The 22916-nt window shown below is 71.5% G+C and carries 27 protein-coding genes and 4 tRNA genes; 8 read left to right on the top strand and 23 right to left on the bottom strand.

The genetic code is table 11. The annotated features are described in order from the left end of the window. The first annotated feature begins 29 nt into the window (after positions 1-29). Positions 30-431: a winged helix-turn-helix transcriptional regulator gene (locus ACFZAT_RS29520; protein WP_391268573.1), complete on the top strand. Its 402-nt coding sequence runs from the start codon at positions 30-32 to the stop codon at positions 429-431. On the opposite strand, the gene mutM is transcribed toward ACFZAT_RS29520, so the two are convergent. From mutM to ACFZAT_RS29475, 9 genes are all read right to left on the bottom strand, one after another. Continuing rightward, complete coding sequence (gene mutM / locus ACFZAT_RS29515; protein WP_391268572.1) at positions 428-1294, bottom strand: bifunctional DNA-formamidopyrimidine glycosylase/DNA-(apurinic or apyrimidinic site) lyase; 867 nt, start codon at positions 1292-1294, stop codon at positions 428-430. The two genes, ACFZAT_RS29520 and mutM, sit on opposite strands and share 4 nt — an antisense overlap. 83 nt (positions 1295-1377) lie before the next feature. Next, positions 1378-2202 carry a ribonuclease III gene (rnc, locus tag ACFZAT_RS29510; RefSeq protein ID WP_391268571.1) on the bottom strand — a complete coding sequence of 275 codons (825 nt, stop codon included), beginning with the start codon at positions 2200-2202 and terminating at the stop codon, positions 1378-1380. 19 nt (positions 2203-2221) lie between these two features. After that, on the bottom strand, positions 2222-2395 hold the full coding sequence (rpmF, locus tag ACFZAT_RS29505; protein WP_003965982.1) for a 50S ribosomal protein L32: 174 nt from the start codon (positions 2393-2395) through the stop codon (positions 2222-2224). Positions 2396-2397: 2 nt separating this feature from the next. Continuing rightward, positions 2398-3006 carry a YceD family protein gene (locus ACFZAT_RS29500; protein WP_391268670.1) on the bottom strand — a complete coding sequence of 203 codons (609 nt, stop codon included), beginning with the start codon at positions 3004-3006 and terminating at the stop codon, positions 2398-2400. 190 nt (positions 3007-3196) lie between these two features. Further along, positions 3197-4291, bottom strand: coding sequence for a cell division initiation protein (locus ACFZAT_RS29495; protein ID WP_391268570.1), 1095 nt, complete (start codon positions 4289-4291; stop codon positions 3197-3199). A gap of 110 nt (positions 4292-4401) precedes the next feature. After that, entirely contained in the window at positions 4402-4881 is a 480-nt protein-coding gene (gene coaD, locus ACFZAT_RS29490) for a pantetheine-phosphate adenylyltransferase (protein ID WP_391268569.1), read from the bottom strand. 26 nt (positions 4882-4907) lie between these two features. Next, a complete protein-coding gene (gene rsmD / locus ACFZAT_RS29485; protein ID WP_391268568.1) occupies positions 4908-5492 on the bottom strand; it encodes a 16S rRNA (guanine(966)-N(2))-methyltransferase RsmD in 585 nt (194 codons plus the stop codon). Between the two features lie 103 nt (positions 5493-5595). Further along, positions 5596-7812 (bottom strand): ATP-dependent DNA helicase RecG, encoded by a 2217-nt coding sequence (gene recG, locus ACFZAT_RS29480; protein ID WP_391268567.1) that lies wholly within the window; start codon positions 7810-7812, stop codon positions 5596-5598. Between the two features lie 63 nt (positions 7813-7875). Beyond that, on the bottom strand, positions 7876-9513 hold the full coding sequence (locus tag ACFZAT_RS29475; protein ID WP_391268566.1) for a DAK2 domain-containing protein: 1638 nt from the start codon (positions 9511-9513) through the stop codon (positions 7876-7878). Positions 9514-9793: 280 nt separating this feature from the next. Between ACFZAT_RS29475 and rpmB the strand changes: the two genes are divergently transcribed. Next, positions 9794-9979, top strand: a complete 186-nt coding sequence (rpmB, locus tag ACFZAT_RS29470; RefSeq protein ID WP_026171429.1) for a 50S ribosomal protein L28 — start codon at positions 9794-9796, stop codon at positions 9977-9979. 98 nt (positions 9980-10077) lie between these two features. On the opposite strand, the gene thiD is transcribed toward rpmB, so the two are convergent. After that, the gene (gene thiD, locus ACFZAT_RS29465; protein ID WP_391268565.1) at positions 10078-10887 is read right to left on the bottom strand and encodes a bifunctional hydroxymethylpyrimidine kinase/phosphomethylpyrimidine kinase; all 810 of its coding nucleotides are present in this window, start codon (positions 10885-10887) and stop codon (positions 10078-10080) included. A gap of 9 nt (positions 10888-10896) precedes the next feature. Then, a complete protein-coding gene (locus ACFZAT_RS29460; protein WP_391268564.1) occupies positions 10897-11868 on the bottom strand; it encodes a thiamine-phosphate kinase in 972 nt (323 codons plus the stop codon). 240 nt (positions 11869-12108) lie between these two features. On the opposite strand from ACFZAT_RS29460, the gene ACFZAT_RS29455 reads away from it, so the two are divergent. Both ACFZAT_RS29455 and ACFZAT_RS29450 read left to right on the top strand, forming a co-directional pair. Beyond that, entirely contained in the window at positions 12109-12342 is a 234-nt protein-coding gene (locus tag ACFZAT_RS29455; RefSeq protein ID WP_391268563.1) for an Lrp/AsnC ligand binding domain-containing protein, read from the top strand. Between the two features lie 20 nt (positions 12343-12362). After that, positions 12363-12848, top strand: a complete 486-nt coding sequence (locus ACFZAT_RS29450) for a DUF3515 family protein (RefSeq protein ID WP_391268562.1) — start codon at positions 12363-12365, stop codon at positions 12846-12848. A gap of 56 nt (positions 12849-12904) precedes the next feature. Here ACFZAT_RS29450 and ACFZAT_RS29445 read toward each other — a convergent pair whose 3' ends face one another. The 3 genes from ACFZAT_RS29445 to ACFZAT_RS29435 all read right to left on the bottom strand — a co-directional run bounded on the left by ACFZAT_RS29445 (position 12905) and on the right by ACFZAT_RS29435 (position 15901). Then, positions 12905-14062, bottom strand: coding sequence for a D-alanine--D-alanine ligase (locus ACFZAT_RS29445; RefSeq protein WP_391268561.1), 1158 nt, complete (start codon positions 14060-14062; stop codon positions 12905-12907). Positions 14063-14141: 79 nt separating this feature from the next. Continuing rightward, the gene (locus tag ACFZAT_RS29440) at positions 14142-15152 is read right to left on the bottom strand and encodes an NAD(P)H-dependent glycerol-3-phosphate dehydrogenase (protein WP_391268560.1); all 1011 of its coding nucleotides are present in this window, start codon (positions 15150-15152) and stop codon (positions 14142-14144) included. Next, entirely contained in the window at positions 15149-15901 is a 753-nt protein-coding gene (locus ACFZAT_RS29435) for a 1-acyl-sn-glycerol-3-phosphate acyltransferase (protein ID WP_391268559.1), read from the bottom strand. The genes ACFZAT_RS29440 and ACFZAT_RS29435 overlap by 4 nt, the downstream gene beginning before the upstream one ends. A gap of 162 nt (positions 15902-16063) precedes the next feature. On the opposite strand from ACFZAT_RS29435, the gene cofC reads away from it, so the two are divergent. Beyond that, entirely contained in the window at positions 16064-16747 is a 684-nt protein-coding gene (gene cofC / locus ACFZAT_RS29430) for a 2-phospho-L-lactate guanylyltransferase (protein WP_391268558.1), read from the top strand. Positions 16748-16756: 9 nt separating this feature from the next. Continuing rightward, entirely contained in the window at positions 16757-16960 is a 204-nt protein-coding gene (locus ACFZAT_RS29425) for a hypothetical protein (RefSeq protein ID WP_018102423.1), read from the top strand. A 94-nt stretch (positions 16961-17054) separates the two neighbouring features. On the opposite strand, the gene ACFZAT_RS29420 is transcribed toward ACFZAT_RS29425, so the two are convergent. From ACFZAT_RS29420 to leuC, 4 genes are all read right to left on the bottom strand, one after another. Next, positions 17055-17720: an HU family DNA-binding protein gene (locus ACFZAT_RS29420; RefSeq protein WP_391268557.1), complete on the bottom strand. Its 666-nt coding sequence runs from the start codon at positions 17718-17720 to the stop codon at positions 17055-17057. A 142-nt stretch (positions 17721-17862) separates the two neighbouring features. Beyond that, positions 17863-18090, bottom strand: coding sequence for a hypothetical protein (locus tag ACFZAT_RS29415; RefSeq protein WP_018102425.1), 228 nt, complete (start codon positions 18088-18090; stop codon positions 17863-17865). A 104-nt stretch (positions 18091-18194) separates the two neighbouring features. Further along, positions 18195-18788 (bottom strand): 3-isopropylmalate dehydratase small subunit, encoded by a 594-nt coding sequence (gene leuD / locus ACFZAT_RS29410; protein WP_391268556.1) that lies wholly within the window; start codon positions 18786-18788, stop codon positions 18195-18197. A gap of 2 nt (positions 18789-18790) precedes the next feature. Beyond that, entirely contained in the window at positions 18791-20218 is a 1428-nt protein-coding gene (gene leuC, locus ACFZAT_RS29405) for a 3-isopropylmalate dehydratase large subunit (RefSeq protein WP_391268555.1), read from the bottom strand. Positions 20219-20392: 174 nt separating this feature from the next. On the opposite strand from leuC, the gene ndgR reads away from it, so the two are divergent. After that, positions 20393-21109 (top strand): IclR family transcriptional regulator NdgR, encoded by a 717-nt coding sequence (gene ndgR / locus ACFZAT_RS29400; RefSeq protein ID WP_026237628.1) that lies wholly within the window; start codon positions 20393-20395, stop codon positions 21107-21109. An 87-nt stretch (positions 21110-21196) separates the two neighbouring features. Here the strand turns inward: ndgR and ACFZAT_RS29395 are convergent, their stop codons facing one another. Continuing rightward, positions 21197-21688 (bottom strand): monooxygenase family protein, encoded by a 492-nt coding sequence (locus tag ACFZAT_RS29395; protein ID WP_391268669.1) that lies wholly within the window; start codon positions 21686-21688, stop codon positions 21197-21199. Between the two features lie 102 nt (positions 21689-21790). Here ACFZAT_RS29395 and ACFZAT_RS29390 point away from each other — a divergent pair, with 102 nt between their 5' ends. Continuing rightward, on the top strand, positions 21791-22432 hold the full coding sequence (locus ACFZAT_RS29390; RefSeq protein ID WP_391268554.1) for a MerR family transcriptional regulator: 642 nt from the start codon (positions 21791-21793) through the stop codon (positions 22430-22432). A 74-nt stretch (positions 22433-22506) separates the two neighbouring features. Here ACFZAT_RS29390 and ACFZAT_RS29385 read toward each other — a convergent pair. The 4 genes from ACFZAT_RS29385 to ACFZAT_RS29370 all read right to left on the bottom strand — a co-directional run bounded on the left by ACFZAT_RS29385 (position 22507) and on the right by ACFZAT_RS29370 (position 22896). Continuing rightward, a tRNA-Glu gene (locus tag ACFZAT_RS29385) sits at positions 22507-22579 on the bottom strand. Between the two features lie 27 nt (positions 22580-22606). Beyond that, positions 22607-22678 (bottom strand) — tRNA-Gln (locus ACFZAT_RS29380). 12 nt (positions 22679-22690) lie between these two features. Next, positions 22691-22763: transfer RNA gene (locus ACFZAT_RS29375), tRNA-Glu, on the bottom strand. 60 nt (positions 22764-22823) lie between these two features. After that, positions 22824-22896 (bottom strand) — tRNA-Glu (locus tag ACFZAT_RS29370). Between the last annotated feature and the right edge of the window lie 20 nt (positions 22897-22916).

The following is a 22916-nucleotide window of genomic DNA, read 5'->3' as shown; positions in this document are numbered from 1 at the left end:
AAAGCGCTGTGCGGGCGTACGCTGGTTTCATGGACCAGAGCACCGCACCGGAGACGTCGGCGACGGACGACCTGCCCTTCGACGTGTTCTCGAAGCAGTGCCCCTCGCGCGGCCTGCTCGAACACGCCACCGGCCGCTGGGGCGCCCTCACGCTCGGCGCCCTGTACGAGGAGAGCCTGCGTTTCAACGCGCTGCGCCGCCGGGTCGACGGGGTGAGCGAGAAGATGCTGTCCCAGACGCTGCACGCGCTGGAGCGGGACGGCCTGGTGCACCGCGAGGCCCAGCTCGTCAATCCGCCCCGGGTGGACTACGAGCTCACCCCGCTGGGCCGGGAGGTCGCGGAGCGGCTGCTCGGCCTGATCCACTTCGTGGAGGGCAGGATGCCCGAGGTCTTGGCGGCCCGGGCTCGCTACGACGCCCGCGAGAACTAGGAGGTGACGCGCGGAGGTCGCTGGCAGCGGGGGCAGTAGTAGCTGGACCGGTTCATCCAGGGGCGTCGCGCCATCGGCGTACCGCAGCGGTGGCAGGGCTCGCCCTCGCGGCCGTAGGCGTCGAGCGAGCGGTCGAAGTAGCCCGACTCGCCGTTCACGTTCACATAGAGGCTGTCGAAGCTGGTGCCGCCCTGGGCGAGGGCCGCGTTCATCACGTCGCGGACGTGGCCGAGCAGCTCGGCGGACTTGGGGCGGGTCAGCGTCGCGGTCGGCCGGTCGTAGTGCAGCCGGGCGCGCCACAGCGCCTCGTCCGCGTAGATGTTGCCCACCCCGCTGATCAGCGACTGGTCGAGCAGCGCGCGCTTGACCGTCGTACGGCGCAGCCGCAGCGCCGTGTGGAAGGCGGCGTCGTCGAACGCCGGGTCCAGGGGGTCGCGGGCGATGTGCGCGATGATGTCGGGCAGCCCGTCCGGAGTGTTCTCGTGGAGCGAGAGACCGCCGAAGGTGCGCTGGTCCACGAAGCGCAGCTCGGTGCCGACCGCGTCGGCGAACCTGATCCTGACCCGCAGATGCTTCTCGTCCGGCGCCCCCTCGGGCTGGACGAGCAGCTGACCGCTCATGCCCAGGTGGCCGAGGAGCGAGCCGGCGGCCGCGGCCTCGTCCAGCGGCACCCACAGGTACTTGCCCCGGCGCATCGCCGTCCCGAACCGCGCCCCCGTGAGCCGGGCCGCGAAGTCCACGCCGCCCGCGAGGTGGCGGCGGACCGCGCGCGGGTGCAGGACTTCGACCTCACCGGCCGTCCGCCCGGCGACCCAGCGCTCCAGACCTCGGCGGACGACTTCGACCTCGGGCAGTTCGGGCACGGGGAGGCTCCTGGGGCGAGAAAGCGTACAGAGAAAAGGGAGAACCCCCCGGCGCGCGGTGGCGTCGGGGGGTTCTCCACAGGTCAGGCCGGAGCGACGTCCGTGGACGGCGCGGGGTCGGCAGGGGTGTCGGCGGCCCCTCCGTCGGCGGCGGCCTTCGCCTCCGCCTCCCGCGCCTCGGCGGCGGCGGTGATCTCCCGCCAGGCGGACTCGGCCGCCTGCTGCTCCGCTTCCTTCTTGCTACGGCCGGTGCCGGTGCCGTACGAGACACCACCGACGCGGGCGGCAGCAGTGAAGGTCTTCTCGTGGTCCGGGCCGGTCTCCGTGACGAGGTACTCGGGGACCCCGAGGCTCTCGCTCGCGGTGAGCTCCTGGAGGCTGGTCTTCCAGTCCAGGCCGGCGCCGAGGTTCGAGGACCTGTCGATCAGCGGGTCGAAGAGCCGGTGGACCAGCTCGGACGCCGCGTCGAGGCCCTGATCGAGATAGACCGCACCGATCACCGCTTCCAGGGTGTCGGCGAGGATGGATGCCTTGTCCCGGCCTCCCGTGCCCTCTTCACCGCGGCCGAGCCGGATGAAGGAGCCGAGTTCGAGGCCGCGGCCCACCTCAGCAAGCGCACGCGAGTTGACCACCGCGGCCCGCAGCTTGGCCAGCTGGCCTTCGGGCAGGTCGGGGTGGGTGCGGTACAGCGTGTCCGTGACCACCAGGCCGAGCACGGAGTCCCCGAGGAACTCCAGCCGCTCGTTGGTGGGCAGACCGCCGTTCTCGTACGCGTACGAACGGTGGGTCAGCGCACGCACCAGAAGGGCGGACTCGAGTTGGTACCCGAGCCGCCCTTCCAGAAGCGTGTGGGACGAGGCTGTGTTGACGTTGTCTGCCTGCTTCTTGGCGTGGGACAACTCAGACATCGGGCCTCTCACCAGCCGCTCAGACCTCGAGGACCTGGCGCTTGTTGTACGTGCCGCAGCTGGGGCACGCGATGTGCTGCAGCTTCGGCTCCTGGCAGCGCTCGCACGAAACCAGGGTGGGGACCGCAGCCTTCCACTGCGACCGGCGGTGGCGCGTGTTGCTGCGCGACATCTTCCGCTTCGGAACAGCCACGGCTACTTCTCCTGCTTCTTGTCGACGCCGGGTGCGGCGCCGCCCATGTTGTCCTTCTCGCCGTCCTGAATGGTCTCGGCGAGTCCTTGCAGTGCCGCCCAACGAGCGTCGACGGCATCGTGGTGGTGGCCGGGATTCTCGTCCAGCCTGACTCCGCACTCGGAGCACAGACCGGCACAGGATTCCTTGCACACCGGCTGCATCGGCAGTGCGAGCACCACCGCATCACGCAGCACCGGCTCGAGGTCGAACAGGCCGTCCTCGAGAAAAAGCCTGTCCTCGTCGTCCTCGGCGTCGTCGGCCGGATCCGCGGGCTTGCCGTGGTTCCGGTCATCGGCGTCAGGGTACGAGAACATCTCCTGGAAGTCCGCCTCGACCTCTCGGCTCAGCGGCTCCAGACACCTTACGCACTCCCCCTCGACCGTCGCACGGGCGGTCCCGGTGACGAGCACGCCCTCCATGACGGATTCGAGCCGGAGGTCCAGCTCCACCGGGGCGCCTTCCGGCACTCCGATGACATCGCCGATCCCGAGGTCGGCGGGGGCGTCCGCCGTGCGGGTCAGCCGCTTCATGGCACCCGGACGCCGGCCCAGCTCGTGCGTGTCGAACACGAGGGGGTTTCGGTGGTCGAGCTGGCCGTTCAGGGCTTCTCCTGCTTTCGGATCGAACGCGTCACGCGCTGGTGGGAGGGGCCGGCCCGTCCGGAGTCGAAGCGGGCAGCCGGGATCGCGGACATACGCGCGACCGAAGAGCCAGGATACTGGACACACCGCCCAGCTCCCAATCCGGGTCCTTCGGGGGTCAGCGCTCCTGCTCGTAGCGGCGCAGCTGGTCCAGGTCGATCATGCTGGTGTCGAAGAGGCTGGTCTCGTCCAGGGCGGCGTCGCCGTGCTGCGGAAGGGGCTGCTGGGGCTGGGCCTGCTGCTGCCAGGCGTCGTAGCCGCCCTGTGCCTGCATCGCGTCCTGCGCCTGGCCCTGGTCGTAGCCCTGCTGCTGGTAGGCCGCGTACGGGTCGGGCTGCTGCTGGTAGCCGTAGACGTCCTGCTGCGCCTGGTACGCGTCCTGCTGCTGGTCCTGGTAGCCGTAGCCCTGCGCGTACTGCGGTTCCGGCCGGCCGTACTGCGGCTCCGCCTGGTGCGGGATCTGGAGCGGCTGCGGGGCCGCGACCTCGGCCAGTCCGGCCCAGTGGTCCTCGTCGCTGGTGTGCCCCTGCTCGCCGGCCGCGTCCTGGGCGGCGATGTGCGCGCCCAGCTCGTCGGTGGCGACCCGGCCGTGCAGCTTCTGCCGGCCCCGGCCGACCGCCTCCAGGGTCTTGGCGAGCACCGCCTCGAAGGCGCCGAGCTTGGTGTCCACGTACTCGTCGGCGCGCCGGCGGAGCGTCTCCGGGTCGGCGCTGCGCTCGGGGGCCTCGGCGAAGTCCGGGTCCTCGTAGCCCTGGGCGTCGAAGCCCTGGCCGCGGCCGAGGAGCTTCTCGCGGCCCCGGTCGACGGAGCCGATGGTCTTGGTGAGGACGACCTCGAAGTTGGCGAGCTTGCTGTCGACGTACTCGTCGGCCTCGGCGCGGACCTCGTCGGCCTCCTTGCGGGCCTCGGCGAGGATGCGGTCGGCCTCGGCCTGGGAGCGCCGGGCGATCTCGGTGTCGGAGATCAGGGCGGTGCGCTCGGCGTGGGCGTTCTCGATGATGCGGCCGGCCTCCTGGCGGGCCTGCTCCACCAGCTGCTCGTGGCCGCCGATGACCTCGGCGGCCTGGGCGAGCGAGCCGGGCAGGGCCTCGCGCACCTCTTCGAGCATCGCGAGCAGTTCGGCGCGGTTGACCACGCAGGACGCCGACATGGGCATGGACCGGGCGTTCCCGACCGTCGCGACGATCTCGTCCAGCTTCTTCTGCACGTCCACCGTGTGCTCGCCACTCTCTACTGCCGGTTGGAGACGGACGGGACGACTGTACGGCCAGTCGGCTCCCGCCCGACACCTGCGGTGCGTGACGCTGACGCGCTGTCAGTGGCTCAGCGCTGTGCGAGGCGTTCGGTCAGGGCCCGCTGGACGACCGGCGGCAGCAGGTGGGAGACGTCGCCGCCCCAGGTCGCGACCTCCTTGACCAGGGAGGATGACAGGAAGCTGTAGGTGGGGTTGGTCGGCACGAAGAGCGTCTCGACGCCGGAGAGCCCGTTGTTCATCTGGGCCATCTGGAGTTCGTAGTCGAAGTCGCTGACGGCCCGCAGGCCCTTCACGATCGCCGGGATGTCGCGCTGCTTGCAGAAGTCCACGAGCAGGCCGTGGAAGGACTCGACCTCGACGTTGCCGAACTCGGCGGTGACCTCGCGGATGAGCTCGATCCGCTCCTCGACCGTGAACAGGCCCTTCTTGGACTGGTTGATCATCACCGCGACGTGCACGACGTCGTACAGCTTCGAGGCTCGGCCGATGATGTCGAGATGTCCGTTGGTGATGGGGTCGAACGACCCCGGGCATACGGCGCGGCGCAACTTGATTCCCTCGCTCTCCGGTCCGGTCATCGTGCGTCTTCGCACGTGGCGGCGGCGCGACCGTACCAAAGCGTTCCCTCGCCGTAGCGACGGGATCGCAACGGCTCGAAACCCTTGGGCCAGCTGAATTCTCCGCCTCTGGTGCTGCGTTCCACGGTGACGAGTGCGTCGCTCGTGAGCCACCCCTGCGTACGGAGTGTGAGGAGGATCTCCCCAAGATCGTCGTCGGTGACGGCGTACGGCGGGTCCAGGAAGACCACGTCGTACGGCTCCGCGGGTGCCGGACCCGTCACGATCTGCTCGGCTTTGCCGCCCCGGACCTCGGCGCCGGGCAGGCCGAGGGTGCGGGCGTTCTCCTTGACGGTGCGCAGGGCCTTGGCGTCGGCCTCCACGAGCAGGGCGTGGGCGGCGCCCCGGGAGAGCGCTTCGAGGCCGACGGCGCCGGAGCCGGCGTAGAGATCGGCGACCCGGATGGAGTCGAGGGTGCCCAGGAGCGCCTGCCAGGTGGAGAACAGGCCCTCGCGCGCGCGGTCGGATGTGGGCCGGGTGCCGGTGCCGGGCGGGACGGCCAGGCGGCGTCCGCCGGCCACGCCTGCGATCACGCGGGTCATGGGTGACTGGTCCTCGGGTCGGGGCGGCGCGCGGGATGCCGCGGGCGCCGTACCTCCCACGATATGGCGTCGGGGAGGGCCGGGCTCCCCGGGGCGGACGGGCTCACCCCTTGTCCAGGTACTCCTCGCGCTCCTTGTCGAGCAGGGCGTCCAGGGCGGTGCGCAGCTCCGGCAGGTGCTCCAGGCCTGGGTCGTCGGCGACGACGGCGACGGCCTCCTGGCGGGCGGCGGCGATGACTTCCTCGTCGTCGATGACGTTCAGGACGCGCAGCGAGGAGCGCACCCCGGACTGGGCCTGGCCGAGGACGTCGCCCTCGCGGCGCTGTTCGAGGTCGATACGGGAGAGCTCGAACCCGTCCAGGGTCGCGGCGACGGCGGAGAGCCGGGCGCGGGCCGGGCTCGCCTCGTGGGCCTCGGTGACCAGCAGGCAGAGTCCGGGGGCGGAGCCGCGGCCGACCCGGCCGCGCAGCTGGTGCAGCTGGGAGACGCCGAAGCGGTCGGCGTCCATGATGACCATGGCGGTGGCGTTGGGGACGTTGACGCCGACCTCGATGACGGTGGTGGCGACCAGGACGTCGACGTCGCCGGCGGCGAAGCGGCGCATCACGTCGTCCTTGTCGTCGGGCTGCATCCTGCCGTGCAGCACCTCGACGCGCAGGCCGTTCAGGGGGCCCTCGGCGAGTTGTCCGGCGATCTCCAGGACGGCGAGCGGCGGGCGCTTGTCGGCCGTCGCTTCCTCCTCGGCCGTCTTCTTCCCCTTCTTCTTGCCGGGGTCGTCCTCGTCGTCCCCGATGCGGGGGCAGACGACGTACGCCTGGTGGCCGTTCTCCACCTCCTCGCGGACCCGTTCCCAGGCGCGGCTGAGGAAGTGCGGCTTGTCCTTGGCGGGGACGACATGGCTGGCGATGGGCGAGCGGCCGGCCGGAAGCTGGTCGAGGACGGAGGTCTCCAGGTCCCCGAAGACCGTCATGGCGACGGTACGGGGAATGGGCGTCGCGGTCATGACGAGGAGGTGGGGCGGTTGCTTCCCCTTGGACCTGAGGGCGTCGCGCTGCTCGACCCCGAAGCGGTGCTGTTCGTCCACGACGACCAGGCCCAGGTCGTGGAACTTGACCTTGTCCTCGATCAGGGCGTGCGTCCCGATGACGATGCCGGCCTCGCCGGTGACCAGGTCGAGCAGGGCCTGCCGGCGGGTGGCGGTGCCCATGGACCCGGTGAGCAGCACGACCTTGGTGCCCTGGTCGGAGCCGCCCAGCATGCCGCCCTCGGCCAGCTCCCCCATCATCTCGGTGATCGACCGGTGGTGCTGCTGGGCCAGGACCTCGGTGGGCGCGAGCATGGCGGCCTGGCCGCCCGCGTCGACCACGGCGAGCATGGCGCGCAGGGCCACCATCGTCTTGCCGGAACCGACCTCGCCCTGGAGGAGGCGGTGCATCGGGTGTTCGGTGGCGAGGTCGTCGAAGATCTCCTTGGAGACCTTCTGCTGGCCGTCGGTGAGGGTGAACGGCAGCTTCGCGTCGAAGGCGTCGAGCAGGCCGCCGGGCGCGGGCCTGCGGGCGACGGCCGGGAGCTGGGTGTCGGCGTACCTGCGGCGGGCCAGGGCGACCTGGAGGACGAACGCCTCGTCCCACTTCAGCCGGTCCCGGGCCGCGGCCACGTCGGCCTTGGTGGCCGGGCGGTGGATCTTCAGCAGGGCCTCGGGCAGCGAGGTGAAGCCGCGTCCCTCGCGCAGGGCTTCGGGGAGCGGGTCGACGGCCTCCCGGGCGCTGGGCAGCACCGCGTCGACCGCCTTGGCGATCCGCCAGGAGTCGAGCTGCTTGCAGGCCGGGTAGATCGGCAGCAGCTTGCCCGCGAAGGCGTCGACGGCCTCGGTCGCCCCGGCGTCGTCCGCGGAGTCGGCGTCGAGCAGCTGGTACGTGGGGTGGGCGAGCTGCATCTTGCGGTTGAAGACGGAGACCTTGCCGGCGAACATCGCGCGCCGGCCGGGCAGCAGGTCCTTGTGCGGCTTGTGGACGCCGTGGCCGAAGAAGACGAGCTGGAGGCGGCCGTGGCCGTCGGTGAGGGTCACTTCGAGGCGCCTGCCGCGTCCGCCGTTGAAGGTGAGCACGCGGGCGTCGGCGACCTGGGCGACGACGGTGACGTGCTCGTCCAGCGGGAGGTCGGTCAGCGCCGTGAGCCGGCCGCGCTCCTCGTACCGGCGCGGGTAGTGATGGAGGAGGTCACCGACGGTGTGCAGGTCGAGGTGGTCGGCCATCACCTTCGCGGTGGGCCCGCCGAGGAGCTTCTTGAGGGGTTCTTCGAACGCAGACACGCGATCCATTGCACACCACGGCAGTGACAGTTGTCCGTCGGGCGCCGCCCGGGCCGGTCGTCGCGCCGGGTGCTACTCGACGCCGATCAGCAGCGGCGCGCCCTGGTGGCCGCCCCGGTAGGTGGTGGTGTCCACCGCCAGGTGCCCGTCGCGGACGTGCTGTTCCAGGGCCTCGGCCAGCGTGGGCGGGGTGTTCTCGCCCAGGACGAGGGTGACCAGTTCGCCGCCGGCCGCGAGCATCCGGTCCAGCACCTTGCGGGCCGTGCCGGGGACGTCCTGGCCGATGACCGCCACATCGCCGTCGATGAGCCCGAGGATGTCCCCGGCCTGGCAGATGCCGGCCGTGGTCCAGGACTGCCGTTCGGCGACGGCCAGTTCGGCGTAGCGGGTGGCGCCGGCCGCCGAGGTCATCGCGACCACGTCCTCGTCGAAGCTGCGTTCCGGCTCGTGGACGGCGAGGGCCGCGATGCCCTGGACGGCGGCCCGGGTCGGGATGACGGCGACCCGGACGCCCTGGGCCCTGGCCTGTTCGGCGGCGGCGGCCGCGGTGTGCCGCAGGTCCGCGTCGTTCGGGAGGAGCACGACCTCGCGGGCGTGGGCGCGGCGGACGGCGTCGGCCAGTTCGCCGCTGGCGGGCGGTTCGCCGGGCCGGGCGAGCACGGTCGTCGCGCCGGCCTCCCGGCAGAGGGCGGCGAGACCGTCACCCGGGACGACCACGACGACCGCGCGCCGGGCGGGCTCGGGGCGGCCGTGGGCGCGGTCGGCGGCGAAGTGGGTGATGCGGATGCGGTACGGGCGGCCGGCCTCGACGCCCGCCTCGACCGCGGCGCCGGCGTCGTCCACATGCACGTGGACGTTCCACAACCCGTCGCCGCCGACCACCACCAGCGAGTCGCCGAGGGCGTCCAGCCGGCCGCGCAGCCGCTCGACGGCCTCGTCACCCGCTTCCAGGAGGTAGATCACCTCGAATGCGGGGCCGCCCCCGTCCCCGTCGTCGCCCGCCGGGCACTCCGCGTCCCCGCCGCCCACCGGGACGAACGGGACGGGCGCCTCGTACGGCCGCTCCGGGCCCCGCCCCGAGACGGCCTCGACCAGGGCGCCGAGCAGGGTGACCAGGCCGCGCCCGCCGGCGTCGACGACTCCGGCCCTGGCGAGGGCGGGGAGCTGTCCGGGCGTCGCGTCCAGGGCGGCGCGGGCGCCCTCGTAGGCGGCCCGGGCCACCTCAGCCGTGTCCGCGCCGGGGGCGGCCTGCGCGGCGGCGGCCGCGGCCCGGTCCGCGACGGTGAGGACGGTGCCCTCGACGGGGTGGCCGACGGCCTCGCGGGCCCAGGCGGCGGCCCGGTCGAGGGCGAGGCGCATCCGGTCGCCGCCGGTGCCCTCCGCGAGGACGCCGGCCATGCCGCGCAGGAGCTGGGCGAGGATCGTGCCGGAGTTGCCGCGGGCGCCGATGAGGGCGCCGTGGGCCATGGCCCGTACCGCGTCGGCGGCGGAGGGGACCGAGGTGCCGGTCTCGTGGGCGGCGAAGACCGCTTCGACGGCGGCCGCCGCGGATTCCACGGTCAGGTAGAGGTTGGTGCCGGTGTCCCCGTCGGCGACGGGATAGACGTTGATCGCGTCGATCGCCTCCCGTTCCCGGCCGAGCGCTTCGAGGGCCAGGGAGCACCAGCTCCGTACCGCGACGGCATCCGGTTCGTCGGCGGTCTGCGGCACCTCGGGTCCTCCTCGGACGGGACTCGGAACGGGGACTCGTGACGGGGGCGGGGCGGCTGGCTGCACCGCAGGTTAGCCCCGGTCGGAGCGTGCGGGCGGTCCGGGGGCCGGGAGGGCGGGGGTGGAAGACATGGTAGTTTCGTATCTCCGGAGCAGGCGTTGTATGCTGCTTCGGTTGCCCGACGAGAGTCGGGACATTCCCCCGGTACCGCCACTTCAGTCCTTGAATCCGGCGTACCGGAATTCACTGTAAGTGCATCTGAAGTCTTTGGAGTGACCCGTGGCTGCCAACTGCGACGTTTGCGGCAAGGGGCCGAGCTTCGGCAACAACATTTCGCACTCGCACCGCCGTACGTCCCGTCGCTGGAACCCCAACATCCAGCGCGTGCGTGCCGTGGTCGGTCGGACGCCGAAGCGGCTCAACGTCTGCACCTCGTGCATCAAGGCCGGCAAGGTCGCGCGCTGACGTTCCCGTCGTAGCGCAGCCCTACCGGTTGCCCGAAAAGCCGGTCCACCTCGGTGGACCGGCTTTTTGCTGTGCCCGTACGGGGGCACGCCTCGTGGTCAGTCCGCTGCGCGCAGCCGCCAGCCGTGGCGGACCGGGCCGATGCCCGCGCCCAGCGGGAAGCCCGCCTCGATCGCCCCGGTGACGTAGGCCTTCGCGGCCCGGACCGCCTCCGGCACCCCGGCGCCCCGCGCCAGGTGGCTCGCGATGGCGGAGGCGAGGGTGCAGCCGGTGCCGTGGGTGTGACGGTTGTCGTGGCGGGGGGCGCGCAGCCAGTGCTCCTCGCTGCCGTCGGTGAGCAGGTCGACGGGCTCGCCGGGCAGGTGGCCGCCCTTGACCACGACCCAGCGGGGTCCGAAGGCGAGCAGCGCGCCGGCGGCCCGGCGCATCCCGGCCTCGTCGGTGACGGCGATGCCCGTGAGCTGCGCCACCTCGTCCAGGTTGGGCGTCGCCACGGTCGCGACGGGGAGCAGCTTCGTACGGACGGATTCCAGGGCGTCGGCGGCGAGGAGCGGGTCGCCGTGCTTGGAGACGCCGACGGGGTCCACGACGACGGGCGCCCCGGTGTCCGCGAGGAGTTCCGCGACGGTCTCCACGAGCGGGGCGGACGCCAGCATCCCGGTCTTGACGGCGTCGACGCCGATGTCGTCCACGACGCTGCGGTACTGGGCGCGGACCGCCTCGGGGGGCAGCTCCCAGGCGCCCTGGACGCCGAGGGAGTTCTGCGCGGTGACGGCGGTGAGCACGCTCATCCCGTGCGTGCCGAGGGCGAGCATCGTCTTGAGGTCGGCCTGGATGCCCGCACCGCCGCCGGAGTCGGATCCGGCGACGGTGAGCACGCGGGGCGGTATGGAGGTGGTGGTCGGCATAGCCGCAATCTACTGGGAGTCCTCGATGTCGCCGAAGTGGTCCCAGCCGTTCTTGCTGGTCCAGGGCGCTCCGTCGACCGTCACCTGGGGCAGCGCCGAGGGGTTGAGGACCTCGCCGATGACCTTCCAGCGGGCCGGGAGCTTCACGTCGGGCGGGAAGGTCGCGACGATGGCGTGGTCCTCGCCGCCGGTGAGTACCCACTGCATGGGGTCGACGCCGACGGCCTGCCCGATGTCCGACATCTGGGACGGCACGTCGATGAGCCCGGACCGCAGGTCGATGCGGACCTTGCTGGCCTCGGCGATGTGGCCGAGGTCGGCGACGAGCCCGTCGCTGACGTCGGTCATGGCGGTGGCGCCGAGCCCGGCCGCCGCGGGGCCCGCGTGGTACGGCGGTTCGGGGCGGCGGTGGGCCTCCACGAAGGCGCGCGGCGAGCGGAAGCCCCGGGAGAGCACGGCGTACCCGGCGGCGGACCAGCCGAGCCAGCCGGTGACGGCGACGACGTCGCCGGGCTGGGCGCCGGCCCGGGTGACGGGTTCGTGGTTGCGCAGGTCGCCGAGCGCGGTGATCGAGACGGTGATGAGGTCGCCGCGCACGACGTCCCCGCCGACCACGGCCGCCCCCGCGACCTGGCACTCGTCGCGCAGTCCGTCCATCAGCTCGGCGGCCCAGGTGACCGGGAGTTCGGCGGGGACGACGAGGCCGAGCAGGAGCGCGGTGGGCACGGCGCCCATGGCCGCGATGTCGGCGAGGTTCTGCGCGGCGGCCTTGCGGCCCACGTCGTACGCCGTCGACCAGTCGCGCCGGAAGTGCCGTCCCTCCAGCAGGATGTCCGTACTGGCCACGACCCTGCGGTCGGGGGCGGTCACGACCGCGGCGTCGTCGCCCGGGCCGAGCCGGACCGCCGGAGTGGTGGTGAGCCGGGACGTGAGCTCCCTGATGAGCCCGAACTCCCCCAACTCGCCCACGGTTGCCTTCACCGAGTGTCACCTCTCATTTGTCGGGCCGGACGCTCCGGCCTGTCCCCCGTGCGCGCCGCCCCACTCGCGGTCGCGTGCCGTCCTGGCTGTCGGTACTGTCAAGAGTTACGTCAACTTGCGCGTTCTGTGCGCCACGCTGAGGACGTCATCCGGCCCGCGGGTCTCCCCGCTCCGCGCGGCGACGCGATAACGTGGCGTCCCTTTCCCCCACATGATCCTCGTGGCCGCCCTGGAGGTTCCGTGGTACAGGCGTACATCCTCATTCAGACCGAGGTGGGCAAGGCGTCGATCGTCGCCGAGGCCATCTCCAAGCTCCCGGGAGTCATCCAGGCAGAAGACGTCACCGGTCCCTACGACGTGATCGTGCGCGCCCAGGCCGACACGGTGGACGAGCTCGGGCGCATGGTGGTCGCGCGGGTCCAGCAAGTGGACGGCATCACCCGAACCCTGACCTGCCCGGTCGTTCACCTGTAGCCCCCGTCTACGCTGGGCCGGTGACGTCCTTCGGCCGCCGGCTCCTCCGCCCCGTGTTCCTCGGTCCGTCCGCCGCCCTGGTGCTGCTGGCGGCGGGCTGTTCCGGGGGCGACGCGACGGCGTCGGTCCCGGTGCCCTCCCCGTCCCCGGAAGCCGCAGCCTACTGCCGCGCGCTCGACGGGGAACTGCCGGACACCGTCGGCGGTCTGGAGCGGAGCGACCCCGAACCCACGTCGGTGCTGACCGCCGGGTGGGGGGACGGGGCGATCGTACTGCGCTGCGGTGTGGAGCGCCCCGCGAAGATGGACGACGACCAGTCGAAGGGCATCACCGCGAGCGGCGTCAACTGGATGCTGGAGCAGCGGGAGAACGACGGGCCCCGGCTGACGACGACCCTGCGCAAGGCGTATGTCGAGGTGTCGCTGTCGGAGGCGTACGCGCACGACACGACGCCGCTCGCGGCGTTCGCCCCGGCGGTGCGGAAGACGGTCCCGAACCGGTTCTAGGGTGTGCGCCCGCGCGGAGCTCTTGAGCGCACACCCTTCGCCGTGTCCCGGTGTCGTCAGCGCAGTCCGGTCGGCCGGTTCAGCGCGGCCTGGATGAGGCGGTCCACCAGCTGCGGGTAGCTGACGCCGCTCTCCTGCCACATGCGCGGGTACATGGAGATCGGGGTGAAGCCCGGCAGGGTGTTGATCTCGTTGATGACGAAGCGGCCCTCCTCGGTGAGGAAGAAGTCGGCGCGCACCAGGCCCTCGCAGGAGCAGGCGTCGAAGGCTTCGACGGCGAGACGCTGGACCTCGGCGGTCTGCTCCTCGGTCAGCGGCGCCGGCACGATCCCGGAGGCGGCGTCGATGTACTTGGCCTCGAAGTCGTAGAAGTCGTGCGCGGTGACCGGCGGGATCTCGGCCGGCACGCTGGCGCGGGGGCCGTCCTCGAACTCCAGGACGCCGCACTCGATCTCGCGGCCCCGCAGCAGTGACTCGACCAGGAACTTCGGGTCGTGGCGGCGGGCCTCCTCGATGGCCGCGTCGAGACCGGAGGCGTCCTCGACCTTGGTGATGCCGATGGACGAGCCGGCCCGGGCGGGCTTGATGAAGAGCGGCCAGCCGTGCTCGTCGGCGAAGCCGGTGATGCGCTTGCGGACGGCGGCCGGGTCGCCCTCCCATTCGCGGGGGCGGACCACCAGGTAGGGGCCGACCGCGAGGCCGAAGGAGGTGAAGACGCGCTTCATGTACTCCTTGTCCTGGCCGACGGCGGAGGCGAGGACCCCGGCGCCGACGTACGGCACGCCGGACAGTTCCAGGAGTCCCTGGAGGGTGCCGTCCTCGCCGTACGGGCCGTGCAGGACGGGGAAGACGACGTCAACCTCGCCGAGCGCCTTGGGCACCGCGCCGGGCTCGGTGTAGACCACTTCGCGGCTGCCGGGGTCGACGGAGAGCACGACCCCGCCCTCCTCGGACTCGGCGAGCTGCGCCACGTCCGGCATGGACCGGTCGGCGATGGCCATGCGTTCGGGTTCGTCGGCGGTGAGCGCCCAGCGGCCGTCCGTCGTGATGCCGATCGGCAGGACATCGTACATGGTCCGGTCGATGGCGTTCAGGACGGCGCCGGCCGTGACCACCGAAATGCCGTGTTCGGAGCTGCGGCCGCCGAACACGACGGCCACGCGCGGCTTGCGGAGCTGCTGCTCCGGGCTCTGGGGGAGGTTCTCGCTGCTCATATCGCGATGAGCGTACCTGCTGGTACCGGTCGCGTCAGCGCGGCACGGGCCGCCCGGGGCGGGTGGGCCCCGGGTGGCGTCAGTGCCGTTCGGCCTTGGCGCTGCGCGACATGAGCTCCTTGACCGCGACCTTCGGCGGCTTGCCCTCGTGCACGATGCTGACGATGGTCTCGGTCAGCGGCATCTCCACGCCGTGCCTGCGGGCCAGGTCGAGCACCGATTCGCAGGACTTGACGCCCTCGGCGGTCTGCTTGGTGGCGGCGATGGTCTCCTGGAGCGTCATGCCGCGGCCGAGGTTGGTGCCGAAGGTGTGGTTGCGCGAGAGCGGCGACGAGCAGGTCGCCACCAGGTCGCCGAGACCGGCGAGTCCGGAGAAGGTCAGCGGGTCGGCCCCCATGGCCGCGCCCAGCCGGATCGTCTCGGCGAGGCCCCGGGTGATGAGGGAGCCCTTGGTGTTGTCGCCGAGGCCCATGCCGTCCGCGATGCCGACGGCGAGGCCGATGACGTTCTTGACGGCGCCGCCGAGTTCGCAGCCGACCACGTCGGTGCTGGTGTACGGGCGGAAGTACGGGGTGTGGCAGGCGGTCTGGAGGCGCTGGGCGACCGACTCGTCCCGGCAGGCGACGACGGCCGCGGCGGGGCGGCGTTCGGCGATCTCCTTGGCCAGGTTGGGGCCGGTGACGACGGCGACGCGGTCCGGGGAGACCCCGGTGACGTCCTCGATGACCTCGCTCATCCGCTTGGCGGTGCCGAGTTCGACGCCCTTCATCAGGGAGACGAGCACCGTCTGCGGCTCCAGGTGCGGGGCCCAGTCGGCGAGGTTGGCGCGCAGCGTCTGGGAGGGCACGACGAGCACCGCGTAGTCGGCGCCGCGCAGCGCCTCGGCCGCGTCCGTGGTGGCCCGGACCGATGCGGGCAGCTCGATGCCCGGCAGGTACTCGGGGTTGGTACGGGTGGTGTTGATGGCCTCCGCGACCTCGGCCCGGCGGCCCCAGAGCGTCACTTCGCAGCCCGCGTCCGCGAGGACGACGGCGAAGGCGGTACCCCAGGAGCCGGTTCCGAAGATGGCGGCCTTGGCGGGGTGCGTCACGTGAGTCCCTCTCCTTGGGCCCTGCGCCGCTGTTCGGCGCGGGCCTTGCGGTGATCGTAGGGCTCGGCGGGTGCCTGCTGCCCGCGGATCTCCTCCAGCTGCGCGGTGACCGCGCGCATGATGACCTCGGTTGCCTCGCGCAGCACCTCGGGCGTCGGCTCCTGGTCGTAGAACCGGGAGAGGTCGACGGGCGGCCCGGCCTTGACCCGCAGGGTCTTGCGGGGCAGGAGGCGCAGCTTCTTCTCGGTGGCGTAGGGCGGCATCGCCTCGTTGGCACCCCACTGCGCGACCGGGATGACGGGGGCCCGGGTCATCAACGCGACGCGGGCGGCGCCGGTCTTGCCGGCCATCGGCCACATGTCCGGGTCGCGGGTGAGGGTGCCCTCGGGGTAGAAGCAGACGCACTCGCCGCGCTCGATGGCGCCGACGGCGGCCCGGAAGGCGTCCATCGCGTTGGTGGTCTCGCGGTAGACGGGGATCTGGCCGGTGCCGCGCAGCATCGTGCCGATGAAGGCGCCCTTGAAGAGCCCCGCCTTGGCCAGAAATCGCGGCACGCGGCCGGTGTTGTACTGGAAGTGCCCGTACGAGAGCGGGTCCAGGTACGAGTTGTGGTTGACCGCTGTGATGAATCCGCCGTCGGCCGGAATGTGTTCCGTTCCCCGCCAGTCGCGCTTGAACAGAACCACCAGCGGCGGTTTCGCGATGACCGCCGCCAGGCGGTACCAGAAGCCGATTCTGCGGCGGGACACTCGGACACCTTTCCTCTGTGAACAAGACCGTGGAGCTGTCTGCTGTCTGACTACCGAGGGTCAAGTCTCGCCCCAGGCCCCTGCTCTGTCGAGAACACCGTACGCCTCGCCCCGGGGAGCGACCCTCCGGGTCGGCGCACCGGCAGGCGAGAATAGGCGGCGATGCGTATCGAGGGAGGGACCGCCACGAACACCGACCCGGCCGGCCGCTGGTCCCTGGTCGTCCCCCTCAAGCCCCTGACGCGGGCCAAGAGCAGGCTGGCGCCCGCCTCCGGCGCGCTGTTGCGCCCCCGGTTCGCCCTCGCCTTCGCCCGTGACACGGTGGCCGCCGCGCTGTCCTGCCCGGAGGTGGCGGATGTGGTGGTCGTCACGGACGACACGGCGGCGGGGGCGGCGCTGGCCGCGCTCGGTGCCCTGGTCGTGCCCGATGCGCCGGGGGCGGGGCTCAACGCGGCCCTCGCGCACGGTGAGCGGACGGCCAGGTCGGCCAGGCCGGGGGCGCCGCTGGCCGCGCTCAACGCGGATCTGCCCGCACTGCGTCCGGCGGAATTGTCCCGGGTCCTCGAATTCTCTGCCGCTTTTCCCCGCGCATTTGTTCCCGATGCGGCGGGAATCGGGACGACATTTCTGTCGGCCGCTCCGGGAGTGGAATTGCGGCCCGCATTCGGCGGCCCGTCGCGGGTACGCCATCTGGCCTCGGGCGCGGTGGAAATCACGCTGCCGGGCATCGATTCGGTGCGCCGGGACGTGGACACCGGCGAGGATCTGCGGGTGGCGCTGGACCTGGGCGTGGGCCCGTTCACGGCGGGGCGCTGGGCCGCCGGGGCGGTCGGCCGGGACCGCTAGTCTGCTTGCATGCAGGCGACCTCGTACACGTACGACCCCGAGACGCGGAGCGGCAGTGTGCTGCTCGACGACGGCACCCCGGTGGACTTCGACGCGGCGGCCTTCGACGCGGGCGGCCTGCGGCTGCTGCGGCCGGGGCAGCGGGTGCGGATCGAGGGCGAGGGCGAGGGGGCCGGGCTGCGGATCAGCCTGGTGACGCTGCAGACGTTCTGAGCCGTCCGAGGGGGATGCCCTCCGGACAGCCCGCGGGCCGGGCTCCCCGGAGGGAGCCCGGCCCGGCGCGTGTGGGGGCCTGTGCGGCCCGGTCTCACTTCTTGCGCGCGGTGGCCTTCTTGGCCGTGGTCTTGCGCGCGGTGGTCTTCTTCGCGGGCGCCTTCTTCGCCGTGGTCTTCTTGGCGGGCGCGGTCTTGGCGGCGGTGGTCTTCTTGGCCGCCGTCGACTTCGCCGCCGCCGGGGTGGCCTTCTTCGCGGCGGCCGTCGTCTTCTTCGCCGGCGACGTCTTCTTCGCGGTGGTCTTCTTGGCCGCGGCGGTGGTCTTCTTCGCCGGGGCAGCCTTCTTGGCGGTGGCCTTCTTCGCCACGGCCTTCTTCGCGGTGGCCTTCTTGGCGGCGGCCTTGGCCGTCGTACGGGCGGAAGAACCGCCGGAGAGGCTGCCCTTGGGGGCCTTCTTCACGGCCACGTCGTTCTTGGGGAGCTTCTTGGAACCGCTGACCAGGTCCTTGAAGCCCTGGCCCGCGCGGAAGCGGGGCACCGAGGTCTTCTTGACCCGCACGCGCTCACCCGTCTGGGGGTTACGGGCGTAGCGGGCGGGGCGGTCGACCTTCTCGAACGAGCCGAAGCCGGTGACCGAGACCCGGTCCCCCGCGACAACCGCACGGACGATCGCGTCGAGCACCGCGTCGACGGCGTCCGCGGCCTGCTGCCGGCCGCCGACCTTGTCGGCAATCGCTTCTACGAGCTGCGCCTTGTTCACGTCTTCCCCTTCGGAGACATTGCCGGAACGAATCTGTCCGGCTTTTTCGCACGTTAGGCAGATATATACCGCAAATCAAACACGAAACGGGCTAATCACCCTAGTGCCGCAACGAAGTCGACCGCCGCGCAGTTCTGCGGAGTCAGTCACCTTCGGGGAATCGGCCCTCGTCGAGGTCCTTCATCAACCGGTCCAGACGCCTTGCCGCGCCCGGGAGATCGTGCTTCGCCGTGGCCGTGACGACCAACAGCTTCCGGTTCAACGCCATCCTTACGCCGTCCGGGACTTGCAGTGCGCGCACCCGGGAGTGCGCTTCCTTCAATTGGTCGGCGACTTGGCCGTAAATCTTGAGTTGGCTGTCGCGTTCCATGCACCGATTGTGCCATCTGGGGCGAGTTGTCGCCCGACGGGGTCCCAACAAACGGCTGCGCCCCCTACCAGAAGGCAGGGGGCGCAGTCCTGAAAACGCGCTGATCAGGCCGGAATTGTGCGGGGCTTGTAGGCCGGCCGGGCCGCCTCGTAAGCCGCGATGTCGGCTTCGTTCTGAAGGGTGAGGCTGATGTCGTCCAGGCCGTTCAGCAGCCGCCAGCGGGCGTTCTCGTCCAGCTCGAAGTCGGCGGTGATGCCCTCGGCGCGGACCTGCCGGGCCTCCAGGTCGACCGTCACCTCGGCCGTCGGGTCCGCCTCCGTCAGCTCCCAGAGGGCGTCGACGGTCTTCTGGTCCAGGACCACGGTCAGCAGACCGTTCTTCAGCGAGTTGCCGCGGAAGATGTCGGCGAACCGGGAGGAGATGACGGTCTTGAAGCCGTAGTTCTGCAGCGCCCAGACGGCGTGCTCGCGGGAGGAGCCGGTGCCGAAGTCGGGGCCGGCCACCAGGACGGACGCGCCCTGGCGCTCGGGGCGGTTGAGGACGAAGGACTCGTCCTTGCGCCACGCCTCGAAGAGGCCGTCCTCGAAGCCGTCCCGGGTGACCTTCTTGAGCCAGTGGGCGGGGATGATCTGGTCGGTGTCCACGTTGCTGCGGCGCAGCGGAACGGCCCGGCCGGTGTGTGCGGTGAAAGCTTCCATGGTTATCGGACTCCGGCGGGCGTGCGGTCGTCGGACAGGTCGGCGGGCGAGGCCAGGTGGCCCAGCACCGCGGTGGCGGCGGCCACCTGCGGGGAGACCAGGTGTGTACGGCCGCCCTTGCCCTGCCGCCCCTCGAAGTTGCGGTTCGAGGTGGAGGCGGAGCGCTCGCCGGGGGCCAGCTGGTCGGGGTTCATGCCGAGGCACATCGAGCAGCCCGCGTGCCGCCATTCGGCGCCGGCGGCGGTGAAGACCTTGTCCAGGCCCTCGTCGACCGCCTGGAGGGCGACCCGGACGGAGCCCGGGACGACCAGCATGCGTACGCCGTCGGCGACTTTGCGGCCGTCCAGGATCGCGGCGGCGTTGCGCAGGTCCTCGATGCGGCCGTTGGTGCAGGAGCCTACGAAGACGGTGTCCACGCTGATCTCGCGCAGCGGCTGGCCGGCGGTCAACCCCATGTACTCCAGGGCCTTTTCGGCGGCGTTGCGCTCCGAGGCGTCCTCGTACGAAGCCGGGTCGGGGACGTTGGCCGACAGGGGCGCGCCCTGACCGGGGTTGGTGCCCCAGGTGACGAACGGCGCCAGCTCGGCGGCCTCGATGACCACCTCGGCGTCGAAGACCGCGTCGTCGTCGGTGCGCAGCGTCTTCCAGTACGCGACGGCGGCGTCCCAGTCCTCGCCCTGCGGGGCGTGGTCGCGGCCCCGCAGGTAGTCGAAGGTGGTCTGGTCGGGGGCGATCATGCCCGCCCGCGCGCCGGCCTCGATCGACATGTTGCAGATGGTCATCCGGGCCTCCATCGAGAGCTTCTCGATGGCGGAGCCGCGGTATTCGAGGATGTAGCCCTGGCCGCCGCCGGTGCCGATCCGGGCGATGATCGCCAGGATCAGGTCCTTGGCGGTGACGCCGTCGGGCAGTTCGCCGTCGACGGTGATCGCCATCGTCTTCGGGCGGGCCATCGGCAGCGTCTGGGTGGCCAGCACGTGCTCGACCTGGCTGGTGCCGATGCCGAACGCGAGGGCACCGAACGCGCCGTGCGTGGAGGTGTGGGAGTCACCGCAGACCACGGTGGTGCCCGGCTGGGTCAGGCCCAGTTGCGGACCGACCACGTGCACGACGCCCTGCTCGACGTCGCCCAGCGGGTGCAGCCGGACGCCGAACTCCGCGCAGTTCTTCCGCAGCGTCTCCAGCTGGGCGCGGGAGACCGGGTCGGCGATCGGCTTGTCGATGTCGAGGGTCGGGGTGTTGTGGTCCTCGGTGGCGATGGTGAGGTCGAGTCGCCGCACCGGGCGCCCGGCCTGCCGCAGGCCGTCGAACGCCTGGGGACTGGTCACCTCGTGCAGCAGGTGCAGATCGATGAAGAGGAGGTCGGGCTCGCCCTCGGCGCGCCGGACGACATGGTCGTCCCAAACCTTCTCCGCGAGTGTCCTACCCATCGCTTTCCCTCCGGCCGGCGTCATCGCCGGCCCAACTAGAGATTCGGTGCGCCCCCGTCCGGACCCCCGTACGGGGCGGTGGCTACGGGCCGTTGTGGGGCCGCCGGTACAGGTTCGCAACTTCCCGGGAAAATTGAACTTGCGTTTCACAGAGTGAGACGCGAGTATCGTCGTATGGACAACTCTAGCGGCGTCGGCGTTCTCGACAAGGCGGCTCTGGTATTGAGCGCCCTGGAGTCCGGGCCGGCCACCCTCGCCGGGCTGGTCGCGGCGACCGGGCTCGCACGACCCACGGCCCACCGGCTGGCCGTGGCACTGGAACACCACCGGATGGTGGCGAGGGACATGCAGGGCCGGTTCATTCTCGGCCCCCGGCTCTCCGAGCTGGCGGCGGCGGCCGGTGAGGACCGCCTGCTGGCCACGGCGGGGCCGGTGCTCACGCATCTGCGCGACATCACCGGCGAGAGCGCCCAGCTCTACCGGCGCCAGGGCGACATGCGCATCTGCGTGGCGGCGGCGGAGCGGCTGTCCGGACTGCGGGACACCGTGCCGGTCGGCTCCACGCTGACCATGAAGGCCGGCTCGTCCGCGCAGATCCTGATGGCCTGGGAGGAGCCGGAGCGGCTGCACCGCGGCCTCCAGGGCGCCCGCTTCACGGCGACGGCGCTCTCCGGCGTACGGCGGCGCGGCTGGGCCCAGTCGATCGGCGAGCGCGAGCCGGGCGTGGCCTCGGTCTCCGCCCCGGTGCGTGGCCCGTCGAATCGCGTGGTCGCCGCCGTCTCGGTCTCCGGACCGATCGAGCGGCTGACCCGTCACCCGGGCCGGATGCACGCCCAGGCGGTCATCGACTCGGCCGCCCGGCTGAGCGAGGCGCTGCGCCGCAGCGGCTGAGCCCCGGCCGCGCCTCCCCTCCCCCGAGGCCGCCCCAGCGTCGTGGCGGCCCCCTTCTCAACGGCTCCTTCTCAGCCCCTCACCGCTTCACTCGGCGCCCGAAGCGCCGGATCGATGCGCGAGCCGGTCCGCAGCACTGCGGCCCCGCCCCTCGATCGGCAGCGACCCCGTCGCCCCGGCCAGCCCGTACGCGGGCATGTCGGCGTAGATGGCCTCGTAGCCGCCCTCGGGCACGATGTAGGTCTCGTGCCACAGCCCCACGTGCTGCCGGGACTTCTTCTCCTTGCGGTTGAGCATCGCCCACGCCTTGCGGTGGAACATGTCGGGCGACGAGGCGTACGCGTACAGCTTCTCCTTCGACTCCCAGTACTGGACGACGTAGTACGTCCTCGGTGAGCCGGAGAGCAGGACGTGGCCGAGCAGCCCCCGGGCCCTGTCCGCCTTCAGCTCCCGCAGCATGCGCAGCATCGCCAGCATGACCGGCAGCCAGTGGTGCACACCCCTGAAGTGGTTGATCCGCATGCCGATCAGCAGGACGACGACGTCGCCCTCGGCTGCGGCGGTCGTCCGTCCCGGCATGATGTTCGTGAACACAGGGCCCCCTGACAGGCGTTGGATAGCGACACTGTCCAATGATTGGATAGTGACACTGTCCAAGGGTGGACGCAAGGGAAGGACGGCATGCGCCTCTCGGAGCTGAGCGAGCGGAGCGGCATCGCGACCGCGACGATCAAGTACTACCTGCGCGAGGGCCTGTTGCCGCCGGGTGAGCGGGTGAGCGCCACACAGGCCGAGTACGGCGAGAGCCATCTGCGGCGGCTGCGCCTGGTCCGGGCGCTGGTCCAGGTCGGCCGGCTGCCCATCGCGACGGCCCGCGAGGTACTGGCCCATGTGGACGACGAGTCGCTGGGCCGTACGATCCGGCTGGGCGCGGCCCTCTGGGCGCTCCCGCACGGGCCGGAGCCGGACGAGGAGGCTCCGGAGACGGCGGCGGCGCGGGCGGAAGTCGACGCGCTGCTCGACCGGTTGGGGTGGACGGGCGCCCGCGAGATCGGCGAGCTGTCGCCCGTCTACCGCTCGCTCGTCGCGGGTCTGGCCACGCTCGCCCGCCTCGGCTATCCGTACGAGAGTGCGCAGCTGGAGGAGCACGCGCGGCTGATGCACGAGGTGGCCGTCCGGGACCTGGACCAGATGGAGACCTGTCCGACGCGCTCCCAGCAGGTGGAGATGGCGGTGGCGTCGGCGGTGCTGCACGAGCCGTTGCTGGCGTCGCTGCGCAGGCTGGCCCAGGAGGAGGAGTCGGCCCGGCGGTACGGGTATTGAGCGGGACGGCCCCGTGCCGCGTACAAGCGAAAGGCCCTTCACCGGAGTGAAGGGCCTTCGCCTCTTGCCTGTTGTACCCCCGACCGGATTCGAACCGGCGCTACTGCCGTGAGAGGGCAGCGTGCTAGGCCGCTACACAACGGGGGCTTGTCCTGCAACTTGCTCTGTACTGCGCTGGGCTACCAGGACTCGAACCTAGAATGACGGTACCAGAAACCGTAGTGTTGCCAATTACACCATAGCCCATGGTGTTGCAAGTACCCCCGACCGGATTCGAACCGGCGCTACTGCCGTGAGAGGGCAGCGTGCTAGGCCGCTACACAACGGGGGCCCTAGCGATCCTGCATCGAGACCGTGGGTGCGACCCAGATGATCTCGCGGGAAGGATCTGTACCCCCGACCGGATTCGAACCGGCGCTACTGCCGTGAGAGGGCAGCGTGCTAGGCCGCTACACAACGGGGGCTTGTCCTGCAACTTGCTCTG

This window comes from Streptomyces sp. NPDC008163, assembly GCF_042956885.1.
Taxonomy (GTDB): Bacteria; Actinomycetota; Actinomycetes; order Streptomycetales; family Streptomycetaceae; genus Streptomyces; species Streptomyces drozdowiczii_A.
The sequence above is the reverse complement of the archived record's forward strand: the minus strand, read 5'-3'. Positions and strand labels throughout refer to the sequence as shown.

Excerpts from the sequence above, each read along its gene's own strand:
- ACFZAT_RS29520 (WP_391268573.1), top strand. The coding sequence starts at position 30 with ATGGACCAGAGCACCGCACCGGAGACGTCGGCGACGGACGACCTGCCC.
- leuC (WP_391268555.1), bottom strand. The coding sequence starts at position 20,218 with ATGGGTAGGACACTCGCGGAGAAGGTTTGGGACGACCATGTCGTCCGG.
- ndgR (WP_026237628.1), top strand. The coding sequence starts at position 20,393 with ATGGACAACTCTAGCGGCGTCGGCGTTCTCGACAAGGCGGCTCTGGTA.
- ACFZAT_RS29395 (WP_391268669.1), bottom strand. The coding sequence starts at position 21,688 with ATGCCGGGACGGACGACCGCCGCAGCCGAGGGCGACGTCGTCGTCCTG.
- ACFZAT_RS29415 (WP_018102425.1), bottom strand. The coding sequence starts at position 18,090 with ATGGAACGCGACAGCCAACTCAAGATTTACGGCCAAGTCGCCGACCAA.
- recG (WP_391268567.1), bottom strand. The coding sequence starts at position 7,812 with ATGGATCGCGTGTCTGCGTTCGAAGAACCCCTCAAGAAGCTCCTCGGC.
- ACFZAT_RS29445 (WP_391268561.1), bottom strand. The coding sequence starts at position 14,062 with ATGAGCAGCGAGAACCTCCCCCAGAGCCCGGAGCAGCAGCTCCGCAAG.
- ACFZAT_RS29425 (WP_018102423.1), top strand. The coding sequence starts at position 16,757 with ATGCAGGCGACCTCGTACACGTACGACCCCGAGACGCGGAGCGGCAGT.
- ACFZAT_RS29390 (WP_391268554.1), top strand. The coding sequence starts at position 21,791 with ATGCGCCTCTCGGAGCTGAGCGAGCGGAGCGGCATCGCGACCGCGACG.
- thiD (WP_391268565.1), bottom strand. The coding sequence starts at position 10,887 with ATGCCGACCACCACCTCCATACCGCCCCGCGTGCTCACCGTCGCCGGA.
- cofC (WP_391268558.1), top strand. The coding sequence starts at position 16,064 with ATGCGTATCGAGGGAGGGACCGCCACGAACACCGACCCGGCCGGCCGC.
- rsmD (WP_391268568.1), bottom strand. The coding sequence starts at position 5,492 with ATGACCCGCGTGATCGCAGGCGTGGCCGGCGGACGCCGCCTGGCCGTC.
- leuD (WP_391268556.1), bottom strand. The coding sequence starts at position 18,788 with ATGGAAGCTTTCACCGCACACACCGGCCGGGCCGTTCCGCTGCGCCGC.
- rnc (WP_391268571.1), bottom strand. The coding sequence starts at position 2,202 with ATGTCTGAGTTGTCCCACGCCAAGAAGCAGGCAGACAACGTCAACACA.